This window comes from Streptomyces sp. NPDC046860 (genome assembly GCF_040645115.1).
Lineage (GTDB): Bacteria > Actinomycetota > Actinomycetes > Streptomycetales > Streptomycetaceae > Streptomyces.
On record NZ_JBEYXQ010000024.1, the window covers coordinates 17,240 to 32,831 of the forward strand.

General features: G+C 75.3%; 15 protein-coding genes. 4 read left to right on the plus strand and 11 right to left on the minus strand.

Annotated features, from left to right (window positions below; genetic code table 11):
- Positions 1 to 4: 4 nt before the first annotated feature.
- Positions 5 to 637 (plus strand): VTT domain-containing protein, encoded by a 633-nt coding sequence (locus ABZ898_RS26355; protein WP_361663908.1) that lies wholly within the window; start codon positions 5 to 7, stop codon positions 635 to 637.
- On the opposite strand, the gene ABZ898_RS26360 is transcribed toward ABZ898_RS26355, so the two are convergent.
- The 4 genes from ABZ898_RS26360 to ABZ898_RS26375 form a co-directional block, all read right to left on the minus strand.
- The gene (locus tag ABZ898_RS26360) at positions 634 to 1,773 is read right to left on the minus strand and encodes an MBL fold metallo-hydrolase (RefSeq protein ID WP_361663739.1); all 1,140 of its coding nucleotides are present in this window, start codon (positions 1,771 to 1,773) and stop codon (positions 634 to 636) included. The genes ABZ898_RS26355 and ABZ898_RS26360 overlap by 4 nt on opposite strands.
- Positions 1,770 to 3,026, minus strand: coding sequence for an aminotransferase class I/II-fold pyridoxal phosphate-dependent enzyme (locus ABZ898_RS26365; RefSeq protein ID WP_361663742.1), 1,257 nt, complete (start codon positions 3,024 to 3,026; stop codon positions 1,770 to 1,772). The genes ABZ898_RS26360 and ABZ898_RS26365 overlap by 4 nt, the downstream gene beginning before the upstream one ends.
- Before the next feature lie 168 nt (positions 3,027 to 3,194).
- Positions 3,195 to 3,659 (minus strand): hypothetical protein, encoded by a 465-nt coding sequence (locus ABZ898_RS26370; RefSeq protein ID WP_361663745.1) that lies wholly within the window; start codon positions 3,657 to 3,659, stop codon positions 3,195 to 3,197.
- 174 nt (positions 3,660 to 3,833) lie between these two features.
- Positions 3,834 to 4,076 carry a DUF6158 family protein gene (locus tag ABZ898_RS26375; RefSeq protein WP_361663748.1) on the minus strand — a complete coding sequence of 81 codons (243 nt, stop codon included), beginning with the start codon at positions 4,074 to 4,076 and terminating at the stop codon, positions 3,834 to 3,836.
- Positions 4,077 to 4,206: 130 nt separating this feature from the next.
- Between ABZ898_RS26375 and ABZ898_RS26380 the strand changes: the two genes are divergently transcribed.
- Entirely contained in the window at positions 4,207 to 5,703 is a 1,497-nt protein-coding gene (locus tag ABZ898_RS26380) for a phosphatase PAP2 family protein (protein ID WP_361663751.1), read from the plus strand.
- A gap of 125 nt (positions 5,704 to 5,828) precedes the next feature.
- The gene (locus ABZ898_RS26385; protein ID WP_361663753.1) at positions 5,829 to 6,650 is read left to right on the plus strand and encodes a class I SAM-dependent methyltransferase; all 822 of its coding nucleotides are present in this window, start codon (positions 5,829 to 5,831) and stop codon (positions 6,648 to 6,650) included.
- 49 nt (positions 6,651 to 6,699) lie between these two features.
- Here ABZ898_RS26385 and ABZ898_RS26390 read toward each other — a convergent pair whose 3' ends face one another.
- Positions 6,700 to 8,544: a transketolase gene (locus ABZ898_RS26390; protein ID WP_361663756.1), complete on the minus strand. Its 1,845-nt coding sequence runs from the start codon at positions 8,542 to 8,544 to the stop codon at positions 6,700 to 6,702.
- A gap of 259 nt (positions 8,545 to 8,803) precedes the next feature.
- Here ABZ898_RS26390 and ABZ898_RS26395 point away from each other — a divergent pair, with 259 nt between their 5' ends.
- Complete coding sequence (locus tag ABZ898_RS26395; RefSeq protein WP_361663759.1) at positions 8,804 to 9,154, plus strand: VOC family protein; 351 nt, start codon at positions 8,804 to 8,806, stop codon at positions 9,152 to 9,154.
- A gap of 24 nt (positions 9,155 to 9,178) precedes the next feature.
- On the opposite strand, the gene ABZ898_RS26400 is transcribed toward ABZ898_RS26395, so the two are convergent.
- The 6 genes from ABZ898_RS26400 to ABZ898_RS26425 form a co-directional block, all read right to left on the minus strand.
- Positions 9,179 to 9,730: a GNAT family N-acetyltransferase gene (locus ABZ898_RS26400; RefSeq protein WP_361663762.1), complete on the minus strand. Its 552-nt coding sequence runs from the start codon at positions 9,728 to 9,730 to the stop codon at positions 9,179 to 9,181.
- 34 nt (positions 9,731 to 9,764) lie between these two features.
- Positions 9,765 to 10,688 (minus strand): LD-carboxypeptidase, encoded by a 924-nt coding sequence (locus ABZ898_RS26405; RefSeq protein WP_361663766.1) that lies wholly within the window; start codon positions 10,686 to 10,688, stop codon positions 9,765 to 9,767.
- The gene (locus tag ABZ898_RS26410) at positions 10,685 to 12,652 is read right to left on the minus strand and encodes a prolyl oligopeptidase family serine peptidase (protein WP_361663911.1); all 1,968 of its coding nucleotides are present in this window, start codon (positions 12,650 to 12,652) and stop codon (positions 10,685 to 10,687) included. The genes ABZ898_RS26405 and ABZ898_RS26410 overlap by 4 nt, the downstream gene beginning before the upstream one ends.
- Before the next feature lie 5 nt (positions 12,653 to 12,657).
- A complete protein-coding gene (locus ABZ898_RS26415) occupies positions 12,658 to 13,962 on the minus strand; it encodes a M20/M25/M40 family metallo-hydrolase (RefSeq protein ID WP_361663769.1) in 1,305 nt (434 codons plus the stop codon).
- The gene (locus tag ABZ898_RS26420) at positions 13,955 to 14,788 is read right to left on the minus strand and encodes a M55 family metallopeptidase (RefSeq protein ID WP_361663772.1); all 834 of its coding nucleotides are present in this window, start codon (positions 14,786 to 14,788) and stop codon (positions 13,955 to 13,957) included. The genes ABZ898_RS26415 and ABZ898_RS26420 overlap by 8 nt, the downstream gene beginning before the upstream one ends.
- Positions 14,789 to 14,862: 74 nt before the next feature.
- Complete coding sequence (locus ABZ898_RS26425; protein WP_361663776.1) at positions 14,863 to 15,582, minus strand: methyltransferase domain-containing protein; 720 nt, start codon at positions 15,580 to 15,582, stop codon at positions 14,863 to 14,865.
- Between the last annotated feature and the right edge of the window lie 10 nt (positions 15,583 to 15,592).

The following is a 15,592-nucleotide window of genomic DNA, read 5'->3' on the forward strand; positions in this document are numbered from 1 at the left end:
ACAGGTGGGGGGCGCGGTGGTGCTGGCCGCCGCGGCGACCGGTGCGCCGCTGGAGCCGACGCAGCAGGCGTTCGGGTATCCGTCGCTGTTCCTGCTGGTGCTGGTCGGGGCGCTGATACCCGTGGTGCCGACGGGGGCGCTGGTGAGCAGCGCGGCGGTGGTGGCGGTGCACCGGTCGGCGCCGTTCTCGCTGGCGCTGGTGTTCGTGACGGCGTCGCTGGCGGCGTTCCTGGGGGACGCGGCGCTGTACTGGCTGGGGCGGCGCGGGCTGGGCTCGCAGAGCGGGTCGCGCTGGCTTCAGGCGCTGCGGTCGCGGGCGCCGGAGGAGCGGCTGGAGCAGGCGCGGGGGAAGCTGGCCGAGAACGGGGTGACGGTGCTGGTGCTGTCCCGGCTGATACCGGCGGGCCGGATTCCGGTGATGCTGGCGTGCCTGCTGGCCGAGTGGCCGCTGCGGCGCTTCGCGCGGGGGAACCTTCCGGCGTGCCTGGCGTGGGCGCTGACGTACCAGGTGATCGGCATTCTCGGGGGTTCGCTCTTCGCCCGGCCGTGGGAGGGCGTGGCGGCGGTGGTCGTACTGACCGTGCTCGTCGGCGCGGCTCCGGGACTGGTGCGCCGGGTGCGGGGCGGGGAGCGTTAGACCGCGGAGCTGGAAGCGCCCGGAGCGTCGGCGCGAGGGGCCTCCTCCAGGACGCGGGAGGCGCCCACCGGCAGATCCCACAGGTCGCCCCGGGCCAGTCCGGCCTGCTGCCAGGCGGCGCGGGTGCGGGTGAGGGGTTCCATGACGGGTTCGGCGGAGAGCACGAACGTCCCCCAGTGCATGGGCGCCATCCGGCGGGCGCCGAGGTCGAGGGTGGCCTGTACGGCCTCCTCGGGGTCGCAGTGGACGTCGCTGAGCCACCAGCGCGGGTCGTAGGCGCCGACGGGCATCAGGGCGAGGTCGATGCCGGGGTAGCGGCGGCCGATCCGGCCGAACCAGTGGCCGTAGCCGGTGTCGCCCGCGAAGTAGAGCCGCTGCCCGTTGCGCGCGGTCATCACCCAGCCGCCCCACAGGCTGTGGCAGGTGTCGGTGAGGGTGCGCTTGGACCAGTGGTGCGCGGGCACGAAGTCGAAGCGCACCCCGCGCAGCAGCGCGCCCTCCCACCAGTCGAGCTCGGTGACGCGGGTGAACCGCCTGCGCCGGAACCAGCGTCCGAGCCCGGCGGGCGCGAACACCGGTGTGTCGCGCGGGAGGCGGGCCAGGGTGGGGGCGTCCAGGTGGTCGTAGTGGTTGTGGCTGACCACGACCGCGTCGACGGGCGGCAGGCTGTCCCAGGCCACGCCGACCGGGGTGACGCGGGCCGGGGTGCCGAGGATGCGGCGCGACCACACCGGGTCGGTGAGGACGGTCAGGCCGCCGATGCGCACCACCCAACTGGCGTGCCCCGCCCAGGTGACGGCGAGACGGTCGGCGCCGACCCGGGGCAACGGGCCGGGTTCGTAAGGGAGTCGGGGGATGTCGACGAGGCCCTCGGGGTCGGGGCGTACGGCGCCCTCGCGGGCGAAGCGGGCCATGGCCCGCCAGCCGGGCAGGGGCGCGGTGAGCCGGTCGTGGAAGGTCCTGGGCCACACCCGGTGCTCGCCCAGCGGGCGGGGTTCGGCCAGCGGCGGCGAGGCGGGCGCGAGCGGGGCCCGGACGACCGCCTCGGGCACGGCCGGGGCGGACGCGGGGGCGTCCGGCCGGGCCGTGAAGGCCGTCGTGGCGGTGGACCCGGGCTCTTGCGTCTGCTGCGTCATCGCGGAGGCTCCCCTCGCTGAGCTTCGTCACGGAGTTCGTCGAGCACCGACCCCAGGGTCAGCAACGCGTCCCGCACGTGCGGCAGTTCCGTCGGATCGGGCGCGGCGAGCGCGGCCTCGCGGTCCTCGTCGGTGCCGCCCAGCAGCGGGGCGGTGGACAGCCGTACGCGCAGTGCGCCGAGGTCGTCGCCGAAGCGGTGGCCGCCGGGCGCGGGCATCCCGAGCCGGGCGGTGAGGAAGTCCTCCAGGTCCTGCGCGTCCCCGACACCGCGTGCGGCGAGGGCCTCGCGCAGCGGGCCGAGGTCGGCGTAGAGGTGGCGGCCGGCCTGCGGGGGCGGGGCGAGCGCGCCGCCTCCGAGGACCGTGCGGTACGCGGCGGCGGCCAGCCGCGCGTGCAGGCGTACGGCGGCCTCGCGGCGGGCGGTGACCGGCCGGGGTTCGTCCAGCGCGTACCGCGCGGCCTCGGCGACGGGGGCGGCGAGGCGGGCGCCGAGCGCGGTGAGCACGTCCAGCACGCGGGCGTGGGCGCGTTCCCCCGCCTCGTCCTCCGGGAAGCGGGCGACGGCGGCGGTCCAGCCGGCCGGGAGCAGCGATCCGGCGAGGTCGGAGACGACGGTGACCCCGCGGGGCAGCATCTCGGCCGGGCTGACCAGGACGGTGTCGTGGGGGTCGTGCAGGGTGTCGCGCCAGGTCTCGTCGCTGATGACGTGCAGGCCCTCGGAGGCCGCCGCCTCCACGGTCTCGTGCAGCGGCTCGGGCGGGGCGACGGCGGCGGTCGGGTCGTCGGCGACCGACAGCACCAGCAGCCGGGGGTCGCCGCCCTCCTCGCGGACCCGGCGGACGGTCTCCAGCAGCGCGTACGGGTCGGGTATGCCGCCGCTCCCGGCCGGGGCCGGCACCGTGAACAGGCGCTTGCCGAGCAGCCGGGCGCAGGGCGCCCACCAGGCGGCGCGGGGGCGGGGGGCCAGGATGTCGCCGTGGTCCCCGGCGAGCGCGGCGGTCAGCGCGAGCAGCAGCGGGGGCGCGCCGGGGGCGAGGGTCACGCGGTCGGGCGTGCAGGGCAGCCCGCGCCGGGTCCAGTAGCCGCAGGCGGCCTCCAGCAGGGCCGGGTCGCCGCCGGCGGGCTGGGCCTCGCCGTGGTGTTCGGCGGTGGCCAGGCGGGCGGCCAGCTCCGGGAGGACGGGCAGGCCGTCGGCGGGGAACGGGGGGCCGAAGCGGACGGGGCCGTGGCCCTCGGGTTCCCTCCGCCGCATGTCCGCCTCCGCGCGGTCCGTGTGCCCTGTGCCCCGCGCCGGATGCCGTGTGGCGGGTGTGCGGGGTGCCTGCTGGTGGTGCCCTCGGGAAGGTGTGTACCCGGCGAACGGCCCGGCATGGCTCGCGTCCGGCGTCGTCCCGGTCACGGAGGCCTCCGGTGCCCGCCGTCAGTGCCCGGCCGCGCGCCTGCGGCCGTACAGCCGGTAGCCGGCGCCCGCGGCCGCCGCGGCGATCAGCGTGCCGCCCGCCACCAGGGCGGGCACCGAGTCGGTGAAGGTGCCGCCGGTCCCGGCCCGCACGCCGTGCTCCAGGGTGGGCGGGTCGTCCTGCGCGGGGCCGGAGTACCGGTCGTCGCCGCTCTCGTCCTCCTCCCAGGCCGGTTCGTCGCCCTGTTCCGCCTTACCCACGGCGCCGTTCCCGCAGTCGCCCGCCGGGCCGCCGGACGCCGTGCCGGGGTAGGGCGCTCCGGGCAGCGCGGCGGTGCCGTCGTACGACGTGCCGGGCGACCGGGGCGCCGAGGCGGCGGGATCGTCGCAGGGGGCGCCGGACTCGGCGGACGCGGGCCCGGCTATGGCGAGCGGGGCGCCGGCCAGGGCGGCGGCGGTGGTGAGGGCGCGTACGGTGCGGCGCATGGGGCGGGCTCCTCGGCGGTACGGCGGTCGGGGCACGCGTTCGGTGCCCTCGCTGCCATCAGAGCCCCCGGGGCGCCGCCCCGCGCGCGGCCGGACCCCATTCGCGGGACACGGACGGCACCCAACGGGTGACGGTGCCCCCCGGAGCCGCCGGGAACCGGCGCCCGGCGGACCTCATGCCTCCCCCGGGTCCCCGCCGCCCCGTTCGCGGGCGCCCTCGCGGGTGCGGCCCGCGCTGACCAGGCGGCGTGGGTTGCGGCGGAGGTACTCGCCCTCCAGCTGCGCCATGCGTTCGTTGTGGGCGCGCAGGGCGTCGTTCGAGGCGTACAGCAGGGTGTCGTGGCGTGTGCGGTGGATCGTCTCCAGCTCTTTCATGAGCTGCTGGTCGTCCAGTCGGCTGGGGTCGACTCCGGTCATGGCGGTACCCCCGCTCGTCGTGTCCGCGGTCCTGAGCTCCACTGTACGAAGATCCCGCTCCCCCGGCCTCCGCGCGTCCGTACCCGAGCGGACGCACAAGAACGGGCCGCTTCGGGGTAAGGGGTCGAACATGAGCGCAGATGTCGACCTCACCGCTGTTCCGGCCACGGGCCGCAACGTCCTGCGACGGCTGCTGGCGGCCGATTCGCGGCTCTTCGAGGTGGCCGCCGAGCGGAACTGGCCCGGCGGCCAGAAGGTGCTGCCCCGCCTGAGCCGCAGCGCCAACCACGGCGTGCTGTGGTTCGCCGCGGCCGGCGCGATCGCCGCGAGCCGCACCCCGCGGGCGCGCCGCGCCGCCGCGCGGGGTCTGGCCTCGCTGAGCCTGGCCTCGCTGACGATCAACACCCTGGGCAAGCGGTCGGTGCGCCGCACCCGGCCGGTGCTGGACTCGGTGCCGCTGTCCCGGCAGCTCAAGCGGCAGCCGATCACCACCTCCTTCCCGTCGGGGCACGCCGCCTCGGCGGCCGCGTTCGCGGCCGGGGTCGCGCTGGAGTCCCCGGCGTGGGGCGCGGCGGTGGCGCCGGTGGCGTTCTCGGTGGCGATGTCGCGGGTGTACACCGGCGTGCACTTCCCGAGCGATGTGCTGGCCGGCGCGGCGCTCGGGGTCGGCGCCGCGTTCGTGGTGCGGCGGCTGGTGCCCACGCGGGCGGCCGCCCGTCCGGCCGCCCGGCCGCGCGCGGACGCCCCGGCGCTGCCGGAGGGCGAGGGCCTGGTGATGGTGGCCAACCGTTCCTCTGGCACCGCGGACCGGGTGAGCGCGCTGCGCGACGCGCTGCCCCGGGCGGAGATCGTCGAGTGCGAGCCGGAGGACATCCGGGCCGAGCTGGACAAGGCGGCCGCCCGGGCGCGGGTGCTGGGCGTGTGCGGCGGCGACGGCACGGTGAACGCGGGGGCGGAGGTCGCCCTGATCAACCGGCTGCCGCTGGCGGTGCTGCCCGGCGGCACCCTGAACCACTTCGCGTACGACCTGGGCGTGGAGGACGCGGCCGACCTGGCGGCGGCCGTCCGCGCCGGGGAGGCGGTCCAGGTGGACGTCGGCCGGTTCACCGCCGACGACCGCTCCAGCGTCTTCCTGAACACCCTCAGTCTGGGCGTCTACCCGGAGCTGGTGCGCGAGCGCGAGCACTGGTCGCCCCGGATCGGCGGCTGGGCGGCCGGGGTGCTGGGCGCGGTGAAGGTGCTGCGCGCCGACCGCCATCCGCTGGAGGTGGAGGCGGGGGGCAAGCGGCACCCGCTGTGGATGCTGTTCGTCGGCAACGGCGTCTACCGCCGCAGCGGCCTGGGCGCGGGACGCCGTACGGAGCTGTCGGGCGGCCCGCTGGACGTGCGGGTGGTGCACGGCAGCGGCTGGCCCGCGCTGCGGCTGCTGGCGGCCGCGGTGGCGGGGCCGCTCACCCGCTCCCAGGGCCACGCGGCGGTGCAGCTCGGCCGGCTGCGGCTGTCCGGTCTCGCGCCGGACACCCCGCTGGCCTACGACGGTGAGGTGACGTCGGTGACCGGCACGGTGACGGTGGAGAAGCTGCCCGAGATCCTGACGGCCTACAGCCCCCACCCCGGCACGTCCTGACACATCGTCAGTCCGTATCGCGGACCGGATGTCTCAGCATCCGGTTCACGGCGTACCGTTCCGACCCTCCACGGCCGCGACGCCCCGCACGGGCGCCGCGGCCGGACCGTCGAAGGGGGCACGTCATGCCGGAACCGCGTCAGGCCGCCGTCTACACCCACGGACACCACGAGTCGGTGCTGCGTTCGCACACCTGGCGCACGGCCGCCAACTCGGCCGCCTATCTGCTCGGTTCGCTCGAACCCGGCATGCACGTCCTGGACGTCGGCTGCGGTCCCGGCACCATCACCGCGGACCTGGCCGCACTGGTCCCGCACGGCCGGGTGACCGGCGTCGACCTCGCCCGCGACGTGCTGGAGCGGGCCCGCGCCACCGCCGCCGGGCGCGGCCTGGACAACGTCGCCTTCGAGGTCGCCGACGTGTACGCCCTCGGCCATCCCGACGACACCTTCGACGTCGTCCACGCCCACCAGGTGCTCCAGCACGTCGGCGACCCGGTCGGGGCGCTGCGCGAGATGGTCCGGGTGACCCGGCCCGGCGGGATCGTCGCGGTGCGCGACGCGGACTACGCGGCCATGACCTGGTACCCGGCCGTACCGGGTCTCGACGACTGGCTGGACCTGTACCGCCGGGTGGCACGCGCCAACGGCGGTGAGCCGGACGCCGGGCGGCGGCTGCGGAGCTGGGCGCTGGCCGCCGGGCTCAGCGACATCACCGCCACCTCCGGCACCTGGACATACGCCACCCCCGAGGAACGCGCCTGGTGGAGCGGCCTGTGGGCGGACCGTACGCTCGCCTCCTCCTACGCCGGAGCCGCGGTGGAGGGCGGCCACGCGACGGCCGGGGAGCTGGAGGCGGTGTCCGCGGCGTGGCGGGAGTGGGGGCGGCGGGAGGACGGCTGGTTCGCGGTCCTGCACGGCGAGATCCTGTGCCGCAAGCCGGCCTGAACACCTCGGCGGGCGCCGCGTGCGCGACGCCCGCCGTGGAGTGGACCGCCTAACTGACGACGGCCTCGCCCACGAGCAGGCGGGCGGTGGCCGCGATGTTCTCGGCGTCGATGCCGGCCGCGTGCAGTTGCTCCTCGGGTGTGGCGGAGCCCGGCATCGCGCGGACCGCGAGGCGGACCAGACGGGGCACGGGGCGGCCGTCGGTGAACGCCTCCACGACCGCGTCGCCGATGCCGCCCTCCTCGTGGTGGTCCTCGACCGTCACCAGGCAGCCGGTGTCGTCGGCGGCCCGGCGCAGCGTCTCCACGTCGACGGGCTTGACCGAGTACAGGTCGATGACCCGGACGCGGATGCCCTCACCGGCGAGCCGGTCGGCGGCCGTCAGCGCCTCCTGCACGGTGACCCCGGCCGCGACGACGGTCAGCCGGTCCTCGTCGCTGGAGCGCAGCACCTTGCTGCCGCCGACCGGGAACTCCTCGTCGGCGGAGTAGATCACCGGGCTCTTGCCGCGCGAGGTGCGCAGGTAGCGGACGCCGTCCAGGTCGGCCATGGACGCGACGAGGCGGGCGGTCTGGTTGGCGTCGCAGGGGTAGAGCACGGTGGAGCCGTACACGGACCGGAACATCGCCAGGTCCTCCAGGCCCATCTGCGAGGGGCCGTCCTGCCCGATGGCCACGCCCGCGTGCGAGCCGACCAGGTTGATCCCGGCGTCGCTGATCGAGGCCATGCGCACGAAGTCGTAGGCGCGGGTGAAGAAGGCCGCGAAGGTGGACGCGTACGGCAGCCAGCCGCGTGCCGCCATGCCGACGGCCGAGGCGACCATCTGCTGCTCGGCGATGTAGGACTCGAAGTAGCGCTCGGGGTGTTCCTCGGCGAACATCTCGGTGCGGGTGGAGTCGCCGACCTCGCCGTCCAGGGCGACGACGTCGCCGCGGGCGGTGCCGAGGGCGGCGAGCGCCTTGCCGAAGGCGTCGCGGGTGGCGACCTCCTCGCCCTTGTCGAAGCGGGGCAGGCTCAGCGGCTCGTGGACGGGCTTGTCCGGGGTCGCGGCGGCCGGCTCGCCGACGTGGACGCGGATGTCGCGGCGGCCGCCCAGTTCCTCGACGGCCGCCTTCGCGTCCGTCAGCGGCTTGCCGTGCTTGCCCTCCTTGTCCTCCACGGCGGCGACGCCCTTGCCCTTGAGGGTGCGGGCGATGATCGCGGTGGGGCGGCCCTCGGTGTTCCGGGCCTCGCTGTAGGCGCGGTCGATGGCGGCGACGTCGTGGCCGTCGATCTCGATCGTGTGCCAGCCGAACGCCTGGAAGTGGCGGGCGTAGGCGTCCAGGTCGTGGCCGTGCCGGGTCTGGCCGCGCTGGCCGAGCCGGTTGACGTCCACGATGGCGGTGAGGTTGTCCAGACCGTCGTACGCGGCGGCCTCGGCGGCCTCCCAGATGGAGCCCTCGGCCATCTCGCTGTCGCCGCACACCACCCAGACGCGGTGGTCGGAGTGCTCCAGCCGCTTGCCCGCGAGCGCGATGCCGACGCCGACCGGCAGCCCCTGGCCGAGCGAGCCGGTGGCGGTCTCCACCCAGGGCAGCCTGCGCGGGGTCGGGTGCCCTTCGAGGCGGCTGCCGAGCTTGCGGAAGGTGAGCAGCTCGGCGTCGTCGATGGCACCGGCCGCCTTGTAGACGGCGTACATCAGCGGGGACGCGTGTCCCTTGGAGAGCACGAAACGGTCGTTGGCGGGGTGGTCGGGGCGTTCGAAGTCGTAGCGCAGATGGTTGGCGAGCAGCACGGCCAGCAGGTCGGCGGCGGACATCGAGGAGGTCGGGTGGCCGGACTGCGCCGCGTCCGCGGCCCGCACACTGTCCACCCGCAACTGCTGTCCGAGTTCGGCGAGTTCATCGGTGTTCATGAGTCTCCCTTCCACGTGTCCGAGTTCGGCCCGGACGGTCCTCGGCGCACCGGGCGGGCGTCCACCAGCCCATCACGCTGGGTGACCGGTCATGGGCGCCGCGGTGGTGCGGTTCGTCCGAGGTGTTCCGCGTATCCGGGGTCACGGCACCCAAACCCGTTCCAGGTCACCCGGCCGGGGCCCCGCGTCCGCCGGGCCGGAACCCCGGAGCGCGGCGACGGCCTGTGCGCCGCGCCCGGCCCCAACTAGGCTCGTGGGCATGGAGATTCTTGGCGCCACACTGCGCATCTGCGTCGACGACCTGGAAGCCGCGATCCCGTTCTACGAGCGTCTGACGGGGAGCACGGCGGCGCGCTTCGAGCGCGGTGGCGTACGGGTCGCCGCGATCGGCTCGTTCCTGCTGATGAGCGGGCCGGAGGCGGAGCTGGAGGTGCTGCGCAAGGTGACGGCGACGGTCGCCGTGAAGGACGTCGACGAGGCGCACCGGCTGCTGGCGGGCATGGGCGCGCAGATCATCGCGGGCCCGGTGCCCACCCCGGTGGGCCGCAACCTGCTGGTGATGCACCCGGACGGCACGATCTTCGAGTACGCCGACCAGTCCGGGGCCTGAGCCGGGGGGAGCGGCGGGGCCTGGTCAGCCCTCGTCCCGCATCTCCGTGGTGAGTGCCCACCGCTCGTGGTCGCGCCACTCGCCGTCGACCTGGATCATCTTCGGCGAGAACCCCTCCAGCCGGAATCCCGCGCGCTTCGCCAGAGCGATGGACGCGGTGTTGCCGGGCTGCACGTTGATCTCCAGCCGGTGCAGCCCGAGCGGCCCGAAGGCGTACCCGATCACCAGCTCGAGGCCCTCCCGCATCAGCCCCCGCCCGGCCGCGTGCGCGAAGGCCCCGTACCCGAGCGCCCCGCACCGGAAGCCGCCCATGACGATGTTGTTGATGTTGACGAACCCGGCGATGTCCCCGCTGTCGCGCTCGCACACGAGGAACCCGGCGCGGTTCGCGTCGCCGGTCAGCCGCCCCTCGTAGACGGCGTACGCCTCGTCGCTGTCGGGCATCACCAGCCAGGGCCGGTGCAGGTCCTTGCTCTCCCTGACCCGGGCGGTGAACTCGGCGCCGTCCTCCGCCCGGAACCGGCGGACGGCCACGCGGGGGCCCTGGGCGAGGTAGTGGGGTGCGGTGTGGGGCATCGGGCCAGCCTACGCCCGGCGGACGGCTCGCGGCTCAGCTCAGGGCGGGCTCCTCCAGCGTCAAGGTGCCCGCGTCCGCGTCCAGTTCCGCCGCCGCCCCGAAGGGGATCGTCAGCGCGTCCGGGCAGTGGCCGAAGCCGGCGTCCTCCAGGACCGGGACGCCCAGCGGGGCCAGGCGGTCGGCGAGCATGGGGCGGAGCATGTCGTAGGGGTCGCAGTCGTGCCAGGAGCCGAGGAGGACGCCGTGGACGCCGGCCGTCCAGCCCGAGCGGAGGAGCTGGGTGAGGTAGCGGTCCAGGCGGTAGGTCTCCTCGCCGACGTCCTCCAGGCAGAGCAGGCCGCCGCGGGCACAGGGGCGGGCGTGCGGGGTGCCCCGTTCCGCCGCGAGGAGGGACAGGCAGCCGCCGAGGGTGGTGCCCCGGGCGCGGCCGGGGACGAGGGGGCGGCCGGCGGTGGCGATCTCCTGGACCTTCTCCGGGGTGAAGAGGGTCGCGTGGAGGTGGTCGCGGGCGCGTTCGCCGCCGATGAAGTCGACGCCCGCCGCCATCGGGCCGTGCAGGGTGGCCAGGCCCAGCCGGGTGGCGAACGCCTCGTGCAGCGCGGTGATGTCGCTGAAGCCGACGAACACCTTCGGGCCGGCCCGGCGCATCGCCTCCCAGTCCAGAAGGTCGGCCATCCGCTGGGCGCCGTAGCCGCCGCGGGCGCAGAGCACCGCGTCCACCGACGGGTCGCACCAGGCCCGCTGGAGGTCGTCGGCGCGGGCCGCGTCGGTGCCCGCGAGATAGCGGAACCGGTCGTGGCGGTCCAGCACATGGGGTGCCACGACCGGGTCCAGGCCCCAGCTCCGCAGGACGTCGAGGCCCGCGCGCAGCCGTTCGGCGGGCACCGGCCCGCTGGGCGCGACGACGGCCACGCGGGCGCCGGGGGCGAGCCGTCCGGGGCGCGTGAGTGGCTTCACGTACCGAGCTCCAGTTCCGGGACGCCGGGCAGGTCGAGCCCGAACACCAGGGCGTACAGGGACAGTTCGGCTTCCAGCGCGCGGACCATGGTGTCGGCACGGCGGAAGCCGTGGCCCTCCCCGGCGAAGGTGAGGTAGGCGTGCGGCACGCCCCGGCCGGCGACCTGGTCGAGGAAGTGCTCGCACTGTTCGGGCGGGCAGATGACGTCGTCCAGCCCCTGCAGGAGCAGGAAGGGGGCTTTGAGCCGGTCGGCGTTGGTGGTGGGCGAGCGCTCGGCGTAGCGTTCGGGCACCTCGGCGAGCGGGCCGACCAGGGACTCCAGGTAGCGGGACTCGAAGTCGTGGGTGCGGCCCGGACCCCAGGTGGCGAGGTCGAGGATGGGGTAGCTGATGGTGCCGCAGGCGTAGACGTCGGTGCTGGTCAGGGAGGCCGCGGTGGTCCAGCCGCCCGCGCTGCCGCCCCGGATCGCCAGCCGTTCCCGGTCGGCCGTGCCTTCCTCGGCCAGCGCCAGGGCCACCGCCGCGCAGTCCTCGACGTCGACCACGCCCCACTGGTGCCGCAGCCGCTCCCGGTAGACGCGGCCGTAGCCGGTGGAGCCGCCGTAGTTGACCTCGGCGACGCCGATGCCGCGCGAGGTGAAGGCGGCGATGGCGAGGTCCAGCACGAGCGGGACCCGGCTGGTGGGGCCGCCGTGCGCCCAGATGACGTAGGGCGGCGCCTCGTCGGCGGGGCCGGTGATCTGGGGGTGCCGGGGCGGATAGACGTGCGCGTGCACCTCGCGGCCGCCGGGGCCGGTGAAGGTGCGGACCTCAGGCTCGGGGTAGTACGCCGGGTCGACGGGGTCCCGGTGCCGGGCGCCGACGGTGCGGGCGCGGCCGGTGCCGGTGTCCAGCTCGATCACCTCGTACCCGGTGCGCGGACTCGCGCCGATGGCCGCGACCCGGCTGCCGTGGACGGCGAGCGTGGAGGCGAACTCGGTCCAGGGCCCGGCCGCGTCGGCGATCTCGCCGGTCTCGGGGTCGAGTATCCCGAGCACGGCGGCGCCCCGGCCGTGCAGGACGGCCAGCGGCCCGTCCGGAAGGGGCGCGAACCAGCGCTGGCCGAGCTTCCACAGCGGGCCGCCGAACTCCTCCTGGCGCGGGCACAGCGGTACGCCGTCCCGGTAGAGGTTCCACCAGCCGCCCCGGTCGCTCGCGTACAGCAGCCGCCCGTCCGGCGCCCACTCCACCTGGGCGACCGCCTCGTCGGGACCGCCCGCGACCGTGCGCGCGTCCCGGTAGCGGCCGTCCTCGCCGATCTCCGCGACGAGCAGCTCGGTGCCGTCCCAGGGCATGCGGGGATGGTCCCAGGCCAGCCACGCGGCCCGTCGGCCGTCCGGTGAGACCCGGGCGCCGGTGACGAACCGGTGCCGTCCGTCGGTGAGTTCACGTACCGCCGTGCGGTCGTCGGCGGCCGAGCCGTCCAGCGGTACGGCGGCCAGCACGCGCCGCACGTCCCCGCTGCCCTCGCCGGTGAACTCCTCCAGCACACAGCGGACCTCGCCCCGCCCGAGGTCCAGCTCCGGTTCGGCCCAGCGCAGTCCGCCGCCGGCAGCGGAGAGCGGGGTGAGCGGGACCGGCTCGCCGCCGCCCGGCTCGTAGCGGTAGAGCCGCTGGTCGCCGAAGTGGGTGAAGACGACCAGCGGACGGTCCTCGCCCGGGGCGGCGGTCCAGGGGCGGCCGCCGTACTCGATGACACGGTTGCGCACGTTCCACGGCGGCGGCAGAACCGGTTCCTCGGTCCCGTCGGCCGTGCGGCGCACCAGGGCCCGGCGGCCGCCCTCGGCGGGCCGGGGCTCGGTCCACCAGACCTCGGCGCCGACGAACCCCACCCACTCCGGGTGTCCGTCGTGCGCGGCGGCGAGCTCCGCGTCGACGGGCGTCGGCCAGGAACCGTACGGCATGACGCGCATCTCTTCCCCCATCTCCATCAGGCCGTCCGCAGGAAGCGGTCGAGCACACGGACGCCGAACCGGAGCGCCTCCACGGGCACGCGTTCGTCGACGCCGTGGAACAGCGCCTGGTAGTCCAGGTCTTCGGGCAGGCGCAGCGGGGCGAAGCCGTAGCCGGTGATGCCGAGCCGGGAGAACTGCTTGGCGTCGGTGCCGCCGGACATGCAGTACGGGACGACGTGCGCGCCGGGCGCGAACTCCTCCACGGCCGAGCGCATCCTGGCGAACAGCGGGGCGTCCACCGGGGCTTGGAGGGCGACCTCGCGGTGCACGTACTCCCAGTCCACGTCCGGGCCGGTGAGCCGGTCCAGCGTCGACTCGAACTCCTCCTCGCCGCCCGGCAGGAAGCGCCCGTCGATGTGCGCGTGGGCGTCGCCGGGGATGACGTTGACCTTGTAACCGGCGTCCAGCATGGTCGGGTTGGCGCTGTTGCGGACGGTCGACTCGACCAGCCTGGCGGCCGGTCCGAGCTTGTCCAGCAGCAGCTCCATGTCGTCGAAGTCGGGCTCCAGGCCGTAGAGCGCGGCGAGTTCGGTGAGCGCGGCCCGCACGGTCGGGGTGATGCGCAGCGGCCACTCGTGCTCGCCGATGCGGGTGACGGCGGCCGCGAGCCGGGTCACCGCGTTCTCCCGGTTCACCTTGGAGCCGTGCCCGGCACGGCCGCCCGCGCTCAGCCGCAGCCAGCCGGTGCCCCGCTCCCCCGCCGCGACGGGGTAGATCTCGCGCCCGGTGCCGTCGTGGAAGGTGAAGGCGCCGGACTCCCCGATGGCCTCGGTGCAGCCCTCGAACAGCTCGGGGTGGCGGTCGGCGAGGAAGCCGGAGCCGTCCTCGGCGCTGGCCTCCTCGTCGGCGGTGAAGGCGATGACGAGGTCCCGGCGCGGCCGGACGCCCTGCCGGGCCCAGCCGCGCAGCACGGCCAGGATCATCGCGTCCATGTTCTTCATGTCGACGGCGCCGCGTCCCCAGACCATGCCGTCGCGGACCTCGCCGGAGAAAGGATGGACGCTCCAGTCGGCGGGCTCGGCGGGCACCACGTCCAGGTGGCCGTGGACGAGCAGCGCGTCGGCGGACGGGTCGGTGCCGGCGACCCGGGCGACCACGTTGGCCCGTCCCGGCGTCCGCTCCAGCACCAGCGGGTCCAGCCCGGCGCCCGCCAGGCGTTCGGCGGCGTACTCGGCGGCGGGCCGCTCGCGGCAGTCGCCGCCGCCCCGGTTGGTGGTGTCGATCCTGATCAGCTCGGAGGTGAACGCGACCACCTCGTCCAGCGCGCACTCGTCAGCCATACTGCTCCTCCACGGCGGCGGAGGCGATCGTGGTGACCGCCTTGAACGTGCGAATTGCCTCGTACATCGTCCCGGCGGTGTAGGCCACCTTCCGTTCCCCGACGCGCGCGACCCCCGGCACGACCGTGACGGCCATCGCCAGATGTTCGGCGTCGAACTCGACGGCGACGGTGAACGGGCCCTGCTGGACGGTCTCGGCGCGTACGGCGAGCCGGGCCGCCTCCTTGGCGGCCGCGCGGATGTCGGCGGCGGTGCGGGCCGGGGTGCGGCACACGGCCGCGTACCGCGAGACATGGTCCTTGACGGCGACCTTCAGCGCCTCGGGCGCGTAGCCGAGCGCGTCGTCGCAGGCCAGGTCGTCCCCGGTGACCAGCACCACGGGCACCCCGTACTCCGCGACGACGTGCGCGTTCAGCAGGCCCTCGCTGGCGCGTACGTCGTTCAGCCAGACGCCGGTGATCTGGTTGGCGAGGTAGGTGTGGGCGAGGACGCCCTCCATGCCGGCGCCCGCGTGGTAGCCGACGAACGCGATGCCGTCGATGTCGCCCTGCTGGACGCCTTCGACCATCGACAGCGTCTTGTGCCGCCCGGTGAGCATCTCGACCCGCTCGTCCAGCTGCTCCAGCAGCAGGTTCCGCATGGTCCAGTGGGCCTCGTTGACGAGCACCTGATCGGCCCCGCCGTCGAAGAAGCCCAGCGCGGCGGCGTTCACGTCGGAGGTGAACATCCCCCGGCACCGCTCCCACTGCGGGGTCCCCGGCAGCACGTCGGCGGGCCAGGTGACCCCGGTGGCACCTTCCATGTCGGCACTGATGAGGATCTTCATGCCGCGCAGGGTACGCGCCCGGCCGGGCGGCGGCCACGACATGGCCGCGGACCGCCGTCCGGCCGGCGCGGTTCTCACTCGCGCGCCAGCACGAACCACCGGGCGGGCAGGTCGATGCGGGTGCCGTCCGGGAAGTGCTCGGTCTGGGGCAGCACGGTCTCGCCGGTGGCCAGGATCTTCAGGCCGGCCTCGGCCAGGAGGCGGGGGATCTCGTCGTCGGCGGCGTCGGCCGGCTTGAGGTCGTGGTGGAAGACCCGGCGGAGCTTGGGGGGCGGCCCGTCCGGGCCCCCGGCGGCCCGGCGCAGGACGTCGCGGGAACCGGAGGTCAGTTCGACGACGAAGGCGCGGCCGGCGTCGCCCAGGAGCGTGGCCACGGCGGCGGCGACCGCGGGCCGGGCCGCCGGCTCGCTCTGGTGGATGACGGCGCGCATGTAGACGTTGCTGTCGCCGAGGCGGGCGTGGAGGGCGTCCACGGCGTCGGTGTCGGTCAGGTCGAGCTGCTCGAACTCGGCGGCGGCGCCGGCCGTGGCGCGGCGGGCGTGGTCGACGGCGGCGTGCGAGAGGTCGACGCCGAGCGCGCGGGCGAAGCGGGTGGCGAGGTAGCGGGTCTGGGTGCCGTTGCCGCAGCCGAGGTCCACGATGACGCGGCCGGCGTCGGCGTGCGGCAGGAGGAGTTCACTGTGGGGCTCGGCGGTCAGGGAGGGATCGGCGTCCCAGATCGCGTCTCCCCGCTCGCCGGAGGTCTCCCGCCAGTAACTCTCCCAGTTGGAGCGGTAGTCGTCGGAAACGTTCACTGCGATCTCC